The organism is Rhodococcus sp. KRD175 (assembly GCF_017168275.1).
Classification (GTDB): domain Bacteria; phylum Actinomycetota; class Actinomycetes; order Mycobacteriales; family Mycobacteriaceae; genus Rhodococcoides; species Rhodococcoides fascians.
The window spans coordinates 553,102-565,482 of record NZ_JABFAQ010000004.1 but is presented as its reverse complement, the minus strand read 5'-3'; the positions used below and the strand labels follow the sequence as shown (position 1 = coordinate 565,482).

Here is a 12,381-nt window from a genome sequence, read left to right as displayed (position 1 = left end):
ACGTGTTACTCACCCGTTCGCCGCTCGTGTACCCCGAAAGGCCTTACCGCTCGACTTGCATGTGTTAAGCACGCCGCCAGCGTTCGTCCTGAGCCAGGATCAAACTCTCCGTAAAAGACCTGCGAAAAAACAGTCCCGAAAGACCGTGAATCAGTCAAAGACATCAAGTCAAATCACTAGCAAAAAAAACTCAACTAGCATTTTTAAAACAACACCCGACAACAACCACCACAAGCGGATGGCTGATACATCGAATGCTTTCACCAAATAAAATTCGGCACTGACATTCATCGACACACTGTTGAGTTCTCAAAGAACACGCACACACCATGGTCACCGTGTGAACGGCAACGTCCGGGGCTTACACGCTCGAACCCCAGACATGGCTGATAACCTCTGCCTTGTCTGGGTTGTTCAGGACGTACTCCGTACAACCTCGTTGTCCCGGTTTGTGAAGACCGGGTCGGTGTCCGTGTCGCTCTGACTCGACAAAAGTTACGCGAAGACCAACGCTTACGCAAATCGCCTGGTCAGATGTATTTTTCGTGTGAACATCTGGGTCGAGCGTGCAGTCAGACGACGGCGATGGCGTCTATCTCGACCAACATCTCCTCGCGCGGAAGCCCCGTGAACACGGTCGTGCGGCTCGGCAGCACGTCGCCTGTCGTGTTCGCCGAGACGAACTCGCCATAGGCGTCGTTCATGATCGAGAAGTCCTCACGCTTGGTCAGGTACACGCGCAGCATGACGACGTCGTCGAACGTCGCGCCGCCGGCTTCCACGATTGCCTTGACGTTCTCCAAGGTTCGAGTGGTCTGCGCGGCGACGTCACCTGGGAACAGGTATTCGCTCGTCGCCGGATCCACCGGGCCCTGACCCGAAACCTGCACGAACGGCCCTTTCCGCACCCCCTGGGAGAAGGTGTGTGCCGGGGCCGGGGCACCGGTGGTGCGGATTTCGATCTTTTCGCTCATGATTTTCCTTCCATCGAACTGTCGTTTGTCAGTGGGCGGTCTTATAGATCGGGCGGCCGCCAGCCCAGTCCTTCGGAAATTGCCGCTGCCGTGCCGCGCACTGCGGGCAGCGCAGCCAGTACCTGCTGGTGGTCGAGCAACATGTCCGGTACCGACATGGACACCGCGGCCACCACGTCTCCGGTCCCGTTGCGCACCGCGCAGCCGATGCAATTGACGAAAGATTCGTGTTCTTCACGGTCCTCCGCAAAACCCTGCTGGTCCACGAGCTCGAGCTCGCGCAGGTATTGCTCCGGTGTGCTGATCGTGCGTTCCGTGAACGGCGTGTACGTGATGCGTCGAGCGATCTCTTCTCGTTCGGCGCGCGGGCGGCCTGCGACCAGTATCTTTCCCACCGCGGTGCAGTGCAGCGGTGCCGGCCGGCCGACGCGTGAGTACATCCGCACGCTCTGCTGTGCGTCGAACTTGTCGATGTAGATGACCTCCCCCGCCTCGTACGTGGCCAGGTGCACCGTCTGGCCCGTGTCGGAGTTCAGTGCAGCGAGATGCGGTCGCGCGACGGTGCGCACGTCTCGCTGCTCGAGCGCGTGATTTGCGAGCTCGAACAGCCTCGAACCGAGTTGGTACCGGTGATCTGCTCCATGGCTGACGAACCTGTCCGATTCCATGGTCCGAAGCAGTCGCAGCACCGTCGTCTTGTGTACACCGAGGACTGCGGCGAGTTCGTCGAGTGACTTCGATCCGTCCCCGAGCAATCCCAGGATCGTCAGCGCCCTCGACAAGCTCTGGCTCACAACGCCGCCTCGGTGTGCATCGCTGCCACGGCCGCGTAGTCGAGTGTCGCCCACGCATTGTCGTCGATTCCGGCCAGTGCTGCCAGTTCGTCGTGCGGCAGGACTTTCGCTACATCACCGTGGCCGGTCAATGCGCCTGCGGCACAGAGATGTCCGAATCGCACACGCTGCGCCGCGCTGTATCCCATCAGCAACGCGGCCAGAAAGCCGCCGGCGAAAGCGTCACCTGCACCGATCTTTTCGACGACGTCGAGTGTCAATGCGGGGACGTCGACTCGCACGACTCCCTCGAATGCCGTCACCGTGTGCGCATCGTTCTTGATAACCAGATGACGGGGCTCGGGAAACATCTCGCGTAGTTCCACTGGACTCGATGTCCCGAACACCGAAGCGGCCTCGTCGGCACCCATCGACACGATGTCGCTACCGCGGACGTGCTCACCGAGGACGCGGGCCGCGTCGTCCGAACGCCCGGCCCACAAGGCCGGCCGATAGTTGAGATCGAAGCTGACAGTGGACGGGCCGGCCATCAGGCTTCGCGTCAATTGTTCCGCAGTGGGTGAGATGGCGACGGTGATGCCGGTGAAATGGACGATGTCGGCGCAGTCGATCGCCGCTCGCACCTCGTCGTGAATATCGTTGGGCGAGAGCGCAGTAGCAGCCGAAAGAGACCGGTAGTACGTCATCGCGCTGTCTCCCAGAGGCAGGTCGTGACGGTGATCGGACCCCGATCCGCGCTCCTTGATGTAGAGGCCCGTCGGCCGCCCGTTATCGACGATCACGCCCGACGTGTCCACACCGGCAGCGTCGAGTTCCGCGACCAGATATCGGCCGAACCCGTCGTCACCCACCCGCGAGACCCACGCAGCCTCGATTCCCAGCTGGACGAGGACACGAGCCACGTTGGCTTCCGCACCTCCAGCCGTGCGATGGAACGTCTCCGACCGTTCCAGTGGGCCAGGGTCCGCGACGAGGACAGCGAGGCCTTCGCCTACACACACCACCCGGGGGGCTGCCATGTCCGTCTCCTCGAACTCTTGCGGGAATGCATCGTTGGATGCAGACTACAAATGAAAGACACGATACGCAACCGTCGTTGCATATAGCGCAACGCAGAATTCGAGGAGACTGCCGTGATCGACACTGCCGGAGTCGAGGCGCTGAGTCGACGACTCCTGGGGCCCGAACACAAATCGCTTCCAGCGAGATCGTGGGGACAGAGCGCCGAGAGCTTTCTGGCCACCGCGCCGCGGCTGTCGGAGTTCACCACCCCAGTACTCACCCTCGACAGGACACGCATCGCATCGAACGTCGATGTGATGGCGCAGTGGACCGAGAAGGCGGGCGTCCTCCTGGCACCCCACGGCAAAACGACCATGGCTCCCCAACTGTGGAAGCAGCAACTGGATGCGGGCTGCTGGGCCATCACCCTCGCTACCGGTTGGCAAGTTCAGGTGGCACGCGCATTCGGTGTAGAGAGAATCGTTCTCGCCAATGCCGAAGTCGATCCTGTTGCTCTGAATTGGGTTGCTGCCGAACTGGACTCGCATCCCGAGTTCGAGTTCTACTGCTGGGCGGACAGCGTCGCCACGGTGCGAGAGATGAACCGCATCCTTGGCGACCACGGCGATCGACCGGTGTCCGTCGTCGTCGAACTCGGCGGCGAGCACGGACGAACCGGCGCGCGAACGACCGAGGAGGCCGTCGCAGTAGGACGGGAGATCGCCGCGTCACCGCGTCTCGCACTGGCCGGTGTGGGCGGCTACGAGGGTGCCCTGAGCCACGACCGTTCCGAGGCCGGTCTCGCGGCAGTACGCACCTACCTCGACACTCTCGCCGCACTGCATCGCACCTTCGATGCCGAAGGACTGTACGGCGATCACGCCATTGTGACCGCAGGCGGGAGCGCGTACCAGGATCTGGTGGTCGAACGCCTGCATTCTCTGACCTCGGGCAACGGCGTGCGCACCGACGTCGTGCTCCGATCCGGGGCCTACGTGGCGCACGACGACGGCTTCTATTCGCAGATCTCACCGCTGACTCCCGCCCGAACCGAGACGCCGTTGGTTTCTGCGATGCACGGATGGGCGCGAGTGGTGTCACGCCCCGAGCCCGGCCTCGCATTGCTGGACGCAGGTAAGCGCGACTTTCCTTTCGACGAAGGAATGCCCGTCCCGCAACGTGTTCGAGGTAATGAGCTCCTGGATCAGGGCGCGGAGGTGACGGCACTCAACGACCAGCATGCTTTTCTTCGACTACCGGCAGACGACGCCGACGCACTTCCGGTGGGGGCGGTGCTGCGGCTCGGCCTCTCTCACCCCTGCACTGCGTTCGACAAATGGCGTCTGATCCCCGTCGTGGACGACTCGGACAGCGACGACCCACTCGTGGTCGATCTGATACACACCTTTTTCTAGGAAGCAGAACTTGATGGCGGACACACTATTTCGCGGGTTCGACGTCATCGACGGCACCGGTTCCGCGCGGCTGCGTCGGGACGTTCTCGTCCGTGATGGCACCATTGCAGCACTCGTCGAGCCCGGAAGCCTTTCCAGTGCAGACAGAATCGTCGATGCAGCACCAGGTCACGTCCTGTCCCCCGGCTTCATCGACATGCATGCGCACTCCGATCTGGGGTTGCTGACCGATCCTGGGCACTTCGCCAAGATCAGCCAGGGTGTCACCACCGAGGTGATCGGACAGGACGGCATCGCGTACGCGCCCATCGACGATGCGACGTTGGACGTCATCCGGCGACAGATCGCCGGGTGGAACGGCAATCCCGTCGATCTGGACTTCTCTTGGCGGACGGTTGCCGAGTATCTCGCCCGACTCGACCGTGGCATCACTCCGAACGCCGCATATTTGGTTCCGCAGGGAACGCTGCGCTACCTGGCCGTCGGTGCCGATCGACGTCCCGCAACGCCGTCCGAGATCACCCGCATGCAGGAGTTGCTGGCGCAGGGCCTGCAGGACGGTGCCGTCGGAATGTCGAGCGGACTCACCTACACACCCGGAATGTATGCCGACACAAGCGAATTGCGAGCACTGTGTGAGGTAGTGGCAGACTTCGGCGGGTTCTATGCTCCCCACACCCGGTCGTACGGCGCTGGTGCACTCGACGCCTACCAGGAGATGCTCGATCTCTCCAGAGAAACCGGATGCGCCCTGCATCTGACCCACGCAACGATGAACTTCGGTGTCAATCGTGGTCGGGCACGTGAATTTCTCGATCTTGTCGACTCCGCGATCGCCGACGGCTGCGACGTCACGCTCGATACGTATCCGTACCTACCCGGGGCCACGACTCTGTCTGCGCTGCTGCCGAGTTGGGCGATGTCGGGTGGGCCGGACCGAGCGCTGGAACGACTCGACGATCCGGCCGAGCGTCGCCGCATAGCGCAGGACGTCGATGTCGACGGCTCGGACGGCTGCCACGGAGTCACCGTCGAGTGGGAGACGATTCAGCTCAGCGGAGTATCGAACCCGGAACTCGACCGGTACGTCGGTCGCACGATGGCCGACATCTCGGCAGACGAAGGGCTCGAGCCGGTCGACGTGTTCTTCGACTTTCTACGCCGCGACGCTCTGGCCACGACCATCCTGCAGCATGTCGGGCACGAGGAGAACGTTCGCGAGATCATGCAGCATCCGCGCCACATGGGCGGCAGTGACGCCATTCTCGTAGGCGAAAAGCCACATCCGCGTGCGTGGGGAACGTTCCCCCGCTATCTGGGCCACTACGTGCGGGACGAGCAACTGCTCTCACTCGAGGAGTGCATCAATCACCTCACGGGTCGTCCGGCTGCACGGTTACGACTGCGCAGGCGCGGCACGATCGCCGTGGGTCATGCTGCCGATCTCGTGGTGTTCGACCCGGACACCGTTCGAGACACCGCCACGTTCGAAGAGCCCAAACAGCAGGCCGAGGGAATCAGCCACGTGATGGTGAACGGCTCGTTCGCGATAGACGATTTCCTTCCCACCCACTCCTTGGCAGGCCATGCCCTGCGTATGGACTCAGCCAGAAAGCAGACGTCGTGAATGCACTGACGGCAATTCTCGAAGACCGCGCACTCGCCGTGGTGCGCGCGCCGCACATCTCGGATCCCGCCGCACTCGCACACGCCCTGGCCGGCGGCGGAATTCGCGCCGTGGAGCTCACGTTCACCACGCCGGGAGTCCTCGACCTCATCCGCGCCGCATCCGATGCGGGTGCCATCGTGGGGGCCGGAACGGTCCTCACAGCCGATCAAGCCCGGGCCGCCCTGGACTCGGGCGCCAGTTTCGTCGTGACACCCGGGCTGCGGTCAGACGTCGCCGCCGTGGTGACCGCCGCGCGCATACCGCTGATGATGGGGGCACTCACCCCGTCCGAGGTGATGACCGCGCTCGACCACGGTGCAGACGCGGTGAAGATTTTCCCGGCGCGCACCGTCGGACCGGCCTATTTCAAGGATCTGCTCGGTCCGTTCCCGGATGCACGTCTCGTCCCGTCCGGCGGCGTCAACGCCGCAAATGCCGCGCACTTTCTGGCAGCCGGAGCAGTGGCTGTAACTGCCGGCACGGATGTGGTGCCACCGAATTCTGTTGCTACCGCTCAGTGGGACGACATCGCAGCACGAGCCCGGGCATTCGTCCACGCCATCGAAACCGCCAACGAGAAAGAACTGTCATGAATTCTGCCGTCGACTGGCTGAGAACCTCGACACCCGGCCTTCTGGTGCTGTGCGGCATAGCAATCGCCGTGTTGCTCGTCGTGATCATCAAGATCAAACTGGAACCGTTCGTCGCACTGCTCATCGTCGGACTCGGCCTGGCCCTGGCTGCCGGTCTTCCGGTCAATCAAATCGTCGGAACCGCGATCAAGAGCAACGAGTCGTTGCTCGAGACCGGCTTCGGCGGAATTCTCGGGCATATCGCCGTCATCATCGGCCTCGGCACCGTACTGGGGGCCATACTCGAAAAGTCCGGCGGCGCAAAGGCGTTGACCGCCAAGTTGCTCGGAATTTTCGGCGAACGCGGCGCACCCGTCGCGATGGGCCTGCTCGGATTGATCTTCGGTATCCCGGTGTTCTTCGACATCGGCATCTTCGTGCTCGCCCCGCTGGTGTACGTCGCCGCGCGCCAGGGCGGAAAGTCGCTGGTGCTGTACGCGTTGCCGATGCTCGCCGGCTTGTCGATGACGCACGCATTCTTGCCGCCGCACCCCGGGCCGGTGGCACTCGGTGGACTGCTCGAGGTCAATCTCGGTTGGCTGATCCTGTTCGGCTTCATCTGTGGCATACCCGGATTCATCGCTGCGGGCCTGGTATGGGGAAACTGGATCGGTAAGCGCGTCATCGTCGAGGTTCCGGACGACTTCATCAACGACGGGGACGACTCGCCCCGCGACTCGAACGGTGGCGCCGGTGCCGTCACCACCGCACGACCGGTGGTCACGACGCCTCCCTCGGTGGGCACCATCGGCGCGATCATCGCAGTGCCGCTGGTCCTCATCCTCGGTGCCACCTTCGGCAGCATCCTGCTCGACCCGGGCAATCTGCTCGAAGTGCTAACATTCTTCGGCACTCCGGCCGTCGCACTTCTCATTGCCGTGCTGATCGCGTTCTACGTTCTGGGCATCCGCCGCGGGTCCACCGTTCAGGAGCTGAGCAAGCTCACAGGTGAGTCGCTGCGCCCGGTCGGCATGCTGTTGCTCGTCGTCGGCGCGGGTGCATTCTTCGGAAAGGTCATCTCTGCCACAGGGATCGGCACTGCACTGGCCGACACCATGGCAGCAGCAGGTCTACCGATCATCGTCCTCGCGTACATCATCAGTTGTGCACTGCGCGTCTCACAGGGTTCGGCCACCGTCGCGATCGTCACCACCGGTGGCATCGTGGGCCCACTCGTCGCAGCGCAGGACTACTCGGCCCCCGCCGTCGCATTGATCGCCATGTCCATCGCAGCGGGCTCGATCATCGCGAGCCACGTCAACGACGGAGGCTTCTGGATCATCTCGAAGTTCTTCAACCTCACCGTCAAGCAGACGCTACAGACGTGGACCGTCCTCGAGACGATTCTGTCCGTGGTCAGCTTCGCGGTTGCCGGCATTCTCTTCGCGATCATCGCCTAGCTCGAGGGCGCGGTCGGGTGTCGACGTGGGCACCTGATCGCGCCACTGGGAGTGCACCTGATCACCGACGAAGTGCGTGTTCTCTGCCGACATCTCCCGGCTCCCCGACCGTCCGACGAGATCGTCTATTCGATCGTCCAGGCTGTGGGCGCGAGCCATGGCGTCCGACGTACGTGCTTCACCCTCCGAAGATTCGACCAGATCGGCCAAACGAACCAACGCAGCCACTCGTCCCGTCAACTGGGTCCATACGACTTCCAGTGCGCGGCGACGTGATTCGACCTGTTCCGCCGTGTCCTCGTCGACCATCGTCCGACCTATACGGATCAACTCCTCCCCTACCGACCGCAAAGACGTTGCGTCGACCGAGATTTCGGCAAGCTCGACGAACAGATCGACCTGGCTTCGCTGAAACTCGAAGTACGTCGACTGCCACGCCGGCGAGCGATGTATGCGATCGAACGAGGTGCCCGCGAGAAACAGCAGCGTGTCGTAGCGGTCCGAGAATCGATCGTCTTTGCGATCGATCAACTGATCGACCACCCCGGCTGCCCACTGCACCCCTTTGTCGATGGGCGTTCTACGCGCAAGCGTGCTGACTCGATCCTTTGCGGCGTCCGCCAACGTCAGACCTCGCTCGGCGAGCACCCCGAATTTGATGGGTGCGGGCGTGTGCATCAGTGCATCGAAGACCGCGTCGCGCTGTTCCAGGTCGAGATGAATACCTTCGCGACGTTCCTTGCGTGCCGCGCGGACGCCGTTGGCGTAATGCCGATTCGACATCACCACCGTGGTTCGCAGATGCTCGATCCGCTTGTTCGACTCCGCGGCTCGCAACTTGTAGACCAAGGCCGCGCCGGGCTTACCCGACGAATCCTTGGCACGCCATCGATCTCGCTCGTCCACCAACTGCCGCAGGGTTCCGAATCCCCCGACCGACGGGAGAGAACGCCCCGCACGCCACCGAGCGATGAGCACCGTTCTGGTTGCTTCATCGACCCTGCCCGCCGCGACGGCCGTTGCGGCGGCGTCGGACAACGGCTCGGAATGGCCGGGTAGCCGACAGTCGGCGCAGAGGCGATGCACCCGGTCATCGAATCGAGCGCGCTGCTGTGCCGAATCGCCTGCATCGAACTGAGACATGATTTCTCCTCGGTCGCACCGCGGTCCGGCGTGCTCGCCGTCGAGTGTTCCAGAAAGTTCAGATCAACCCCTTCAAGGTTTCCTCCGTGTGCGGCTTCTTCTCGGCCAGCAAGGTGCGCGCCTCGTCCAGCCCCTCCCAGACATTCCACATCAGTACCCCGCGCACGACGGCATCGTCGTCGAGGTAGTAGACGACGCCTTCCTTGCCGATCGTCTTCCAGTCCTCCACCGTGTTCAGCGACGTTGCCACCGTTCCGATTGCCTGGTAGCCGTCGTCGTACACGTCGGAATAGAAGTACGGGGTGTAGGTGTAGGCCGCGCCGGCACCTGCCATATTGCGGCCCGCCGCTTTGCCCATCTCGGTTGCGTTGTCCACGTGCTCGATGCGTCGGCGACCGAGAATGGCGTCCGGATAGTTGGCCACGTCGCCGGCCGCGTAGATGTGCTCGTCCGCGGTGCGCAGGAACTCGTCGACGACGATGCCGTTGTCCACCTCGAGACCTGCCGCCTCGGCCAGGTCTGTGCTGGGCCGAACGCCGAGGCCGAACACGACCCCATCTGCTTCCACCGCGGACCCGTCGTCCAATTGCAGCTGGACACGAGCCGACGCCTCCGCACCCGACGTGACCTTGGTTCCTCGGCGCACGGTGACCCCGTGATCGGAGAACCCCTTGTCGAATCCGGCGGCCAGCGAGCGGGGGAACATGTGGCTGCCCACGACGTCGTCGGACGTGACGAAGGTGACTTTGACACCCTGTTGAGACAGCGCTGCTGCGATTTCCGTTCCGATGTAGCCGCCGCCCACCACCGCTATGTGCTCCGCGGTCTCGGTCAGTTCCCGCAACATCCGGTAATCGGCGAAGGTGCGGAAGTAGATCACTCGCGGACTGGGCGACAGGTCGATCTGCGTCGGCGCTGCGCCGGTTGCGAACAAGAGCGTTCCATACTCGTGGTTCTCGCCGGCAGCTGTCGTGACCGCCTGCTTCGACCGATCAACCGACGCGATACGCGTACCCGTATGGACCTCGGCACCGGTGTCCGAGGCGGTACCGAGCGGAACCTGATCACGGCCGAATTCGCTGTCGGTCCACAACTTCTTCGACAACGCGGGGCGCGTGTACGGCTCGTCGGAGTCAGCCCCGAAGATCCCGATGGAACCCGTTGCGTCCTGTTCACGAATCCCACGAGCAGCACTGTCGGCAACCATTCCGCCGCCGATGATCAGGTAGTCGTATCGCATCGCTCACTCCTTGCACGTGGGGGTATCGACGACCTGGCTACCCGGAACCGCGTGAGCGCAACCACTCCGACGCCTCGGTTCGGAAGGCCGGAACAAATCGAACCGAACGAACTGTATGCAGCATCACACCCCGTAAAGGTTGGCCCAGGCCCGTCCGGTGGGCATCTTGGTTTGCGAGACGAAACATCGCGTTCACACATTTTGGGTTGTAACGGTTCGGCTCGGACGAACGACTCACACCTCAGGACGCGAACAAAAGGAGACGATGTGACTGTTCAGATCGATTCGCTCGCAGCCGGCACCAGCAATGCCGACAATGCGATCGCAGACGTCGACCAACTCTTCGACGAAGTTTCAACGCTGGACGCCAACATCCTCGACGCCATCGAGCGCCGCACCCGCTTGGCGCGCACCCTCGCTGCCGTGACGCCCGACGCCACCGTGTCGGACACCACAGCAGACCCCTACGCCGATCTCGGCAACGACGGCCGTGTTTTCTCGCGGATGCTTTCCCGCCTCGCGCAGATCACCCGGTAACGTCCTTCCCCCTTTATTTCGCAGTCCGCGACCCCGTCGAGCACGTCTCGGCGGGGTCGCGTCGTGTCTGGGCACGGCACCGGTGAATTTGTCGACGGACCGTTGTCAGTACCGGCACGACCGTTGTTCGACGGTCGTGCCGGTACCCGACGAATAGGTGTCATCCATGTCCCGTTTGCTGTTCGCCAATATGCCCGTCCGCGATGTCGAGGCCACCCGCGCATTCTTCGAGGGTCTCGGGTTCGAGTTCAACGACATTTTCAGCGACGAGAACACCGCCTCGATGATCGTCAGCGACCAGGCCACGGTGATGTTTCTGGCCACATCGAGGTTCGGGGATTTCATCTCCGATTCGATCTGCGACACGACGTCGGCTCGTGAGGTACTGATGTGTATTTCGGCCGACAGCCGCGCCGAGGTCGACTCACTCACGGACGCGGCCATCGCCGCGGGTGGATCGAAGTGGATGGAACCGCAGGATCATGGGTTCATGTACGGCCGAGCATTCCGTGATCTGGACGATCACGTGTGGGAAGTGATGTGGATGGACCCCTCGGCCGTTCCGACGAGCTGATGTCGCTCAGAGGCGGTCGGGCAGTCCGAATCGATCGAACAGCGACAGATCGAAGAAGCAGGCGACATGCCCGACGCCTCGCGCGTCGACGTCGAGAACGTGTAGTTGGAACGGTCGATGTATTCCGTCCTCGCCCACCATGTAGAGCCCGTACGCAGGTTGACCGTTCGCTGATGTCGCCACCATCCGCATGTCGCCCGCTCCCTGGGCGGGGCAGTTGTTTCGGATGAGCGATCCGATCGTCTCGGCTCCCTGATACCAGCCGACGAACGGGGGCATCTCCCACACCGCGTCCGAGGTGAAGAGTGTGACCAGCCGGTCGATGTCGTAACGCTCGAAGCACTCCACGTACTGGGCCAGGAGCTGGCGCAGTTCGGCAGATTCGATGGGTTCCACGTTGTCCAGTTCCGGAGCGATCTCTTCGAGTCGCTCGCGGGCCCGCTGCAGGAGGCTGTTGACCGCAGTGGTCGTCGTGGCGAGAACCTCGGCGACCTCGGAGGCCTTCCACTGCAACACCTCGCGCATCAACAGCACTGCGCGTTGTCTCGACGACAGATGCTGCAGCGACGCGACGAACGCGAGGCGAACCGACTCCCTCCCCACCACCAACGTGGCCGGGTCGTTCGAGTCGGCCAGATCCGAGTCGGCAATCGGTTCGAGCCACGGCACCTCGTTGTTCTGCACCAGCTCGTCGGTCGGGCCCGAACTCGGCGCGCCGAGTCCGGTAGGAAGCGGACGCTTGGCTCGTCCCTCGAGGGCGGTGAGGCACGTGTTCGTTGCGATTCGATACAGCCAGGTGCGCAGCGACGATCGGCCCTCGTACTTGGCGTACCCCCGCCAGGCGCGGATGTAGGTCTCCTGGAGCATGTCCTCGGCGTCGTGGATGGACCCGGTCATGCGGTAACAGTGCGCCAACAGCTCGCGACGGAACGGATCGAACTGCGCGACGAAGTCGTCGTTCTGCACAGATGCCACGGTCATGCGGAAGAGCTTAAACCGGG

Annotated in this window: 12 protein-coding genes; 6 read left to right on the top strand and 6 right to left on the bottom strand. The window is 63.0% G+C overall.

Features of this window, described 5'->3' with window-relative positions; translation table 11 throughout:
* Positions 1 to 572: 572 nt before the first annotated feature.
* Genes J1M81_RS07155 through J1M81_RS07145 form a run of 3 tightly spaced genes read right to left on the bottom strand, consistent with a single transcriptional unit; the run spans position 573 to position 2,787 of the window.
* Entirely contained in the window at positions 573 to 974 is a 402-nt protein-coding gene (locus J1M81_RS07155) for a RidA family protein (RefSeq protein WP_032384918.1), read from the bottom strand.
* 41 nt (positions 975 to 1,015) lie between these two features.
* The gene (locus J1M81_RS07150) at positions 1,016 to 1,768 is read right to left on the bottom strand and encodes an IclR family transcriptional regulator (RefSeq protein WP_032399162.1); all 753 of its coding nucleotides are present in this window, start codon (positions 1,766 to 1,768) and stop codon (positions 1,016 to 1,018) included.
* Entirely contained in the window at positions 1,765 to 2,787 is a 1,023-nt protein-coding gene (locus tag J1M81_RS07145) for a sugar kinase (RefSeq protein ID WP_052061244.1), read from the bottom strand. The genes J1M81_RS07150 and J1M81_RS07145 overlap by 4 nt, the downstream gene beginning before the upstream one ends.
* Before the next feature lie 114 nt (positions 2,788 to 2,901).
* Between J1M81_RS07145 and J1M81_RS07140 the strand changes: the two genes are divergently transcribed.
* The 4 genes from J1M81_RS07140 to J1M81_RS07125 are packed head-to-tail and all read left to right on the top strand — an operon-like array spanning position 2,902 to position 7,886.
* Positions 2,902 to 4,185, top strand: coding sequence for an alanine racemase (locus J1M81_RS07140; RefSeq protein ID WP_032399161.1), 1,284 nt, complete (start codon positions 2,902 to 2,904; stop codon positions 4,183 to 4,185).
* 13 nt (positions 4,186 to 4,198) lie between these two features.
* The gene (locus J1M81_RS07135) at positions 4,199 to 5,812 is read left to right on the top strand and encodes an amidohydrolase family protein (RefSeq protein ID WP_032399160.1); all 1,614 of its coding nucleotides are present in this window, start codon (positions 4,199 to 4,201) and stop codon (positions 5,810 to 5,812) included.
* On the top strand, positions 5,809 to 6,447 hold the full coding sequence (locus J1M81_RS07130) for a bifunctional 4-hydroxy-2-oxoglutarate aldolase/2-dehydro-3-deoxy-phosphogluconate aldolase (protein WP_032399159.1): 639 nt from the start codon (positions 5,809 to 5,811) through the stop codon (positions 6,445 to 6,447). Before J1M81_RS07135 ends, J1M81_RS07130 begins: the two co-directional genes overlap by 4 nt.
* Positions 6,444 to 7,886 carry a GntP family permease gene (locus tag J1M81_RS07125; RefSeq protein WP_206497823.1) on the top strand — a complete coding sequence of 481 codons (1,443 nt, stop codon included), beginning with the start codon at positions 6,444 to 6,446 and terminating at the stop codon, positions 7,884 to 7,886. The genes J1M81_RS07130 and J1M81_RS07125 overlap by 4 nt, the downstream gene beginning before the upstream one ends.
* Here the strand turns inward: J1M81_RS07125 and J1M81_RS07120 are convergent.
* Both J1M81_RS07120 and J1M81_RS07115 read right to left on the bottom strand, forming a co-directional pair.
* Entirely contained in the window at positions 7,803 to 9,029 is a 1,227-nt protein-coding gene (locus J1M81_RS07120; RefSeq protein WP_206497822.1) for a hypothetical protein, read from the bottom strand. The genes J1M81_RS07125 and J1M81_RS07120 overlap by 84 nt on opposite strands.
* Positions 9,030 to 9,087: 58 nt before the next feature.
* Entirely contained in the window at positions 9,088 to 10,269 is a 1,182-nt protein-coding gene (locus J1M81_RS07115; RefSeq protein ID WP_032399157.1) for an NAD(P)/FAD-dependent oxidoreductase, read from the bottom strand.
* Positions 10,270 to 10,536: 267 nt separating this feature from the next.
* Between J1M81_RS07115 and J1M81_RS07110 the strand changes: the two genes are divergently transcribed.
* Together J1M81_RS07110 and J1M81_RS07105 are read left to right on the top strand one after the other, a co-directional pair.
* Positions 10,537 to 10,806 (top strand): hypothetical protein, encoded by a 270-nt coding sequence (locus J1M81_RS07110; RefSeq protein ID WP_032364406.1) that lies wholly within the window; start codon positions 10,537 to 10,539, stop codon positions 10,804 to 10,806.
* A 166-nt stretch (positions 10,807 to 10,972) separates the two neighbouring features.
* Positions 10,973 to 11,380: a VOC family protein gene (locus tag J1M81_RS07105; protein WP_206497821.1), complete on the top strand. Its 408-nt coding sequence runs from the start codon at positions 10,973 to 10,975 to the stop codon at positions 11,378 to 11,380.
* A 6-nt stretch (positions 11,381 to 11,386) separates the two neighbouring features.
* Here the strand turns inward: J1M81_RS07105 and J1M81_RS07100 are convergent, their stop codons facing one another.
* Positions 11,387 to 12,361 (bottom strand): sigma-70 family RNA polymerase sigma factor, encoded by a 975-nt coding sequence (locus J1M81_RS07100; protein WP_027497693.1) that lies wholly within the window; start codon positions 12,359 to 12,361, stop codon positions 11,387 to 11,389.
* Positions 12,362 to 12,381: the final 20 nt, after the last annotated feature.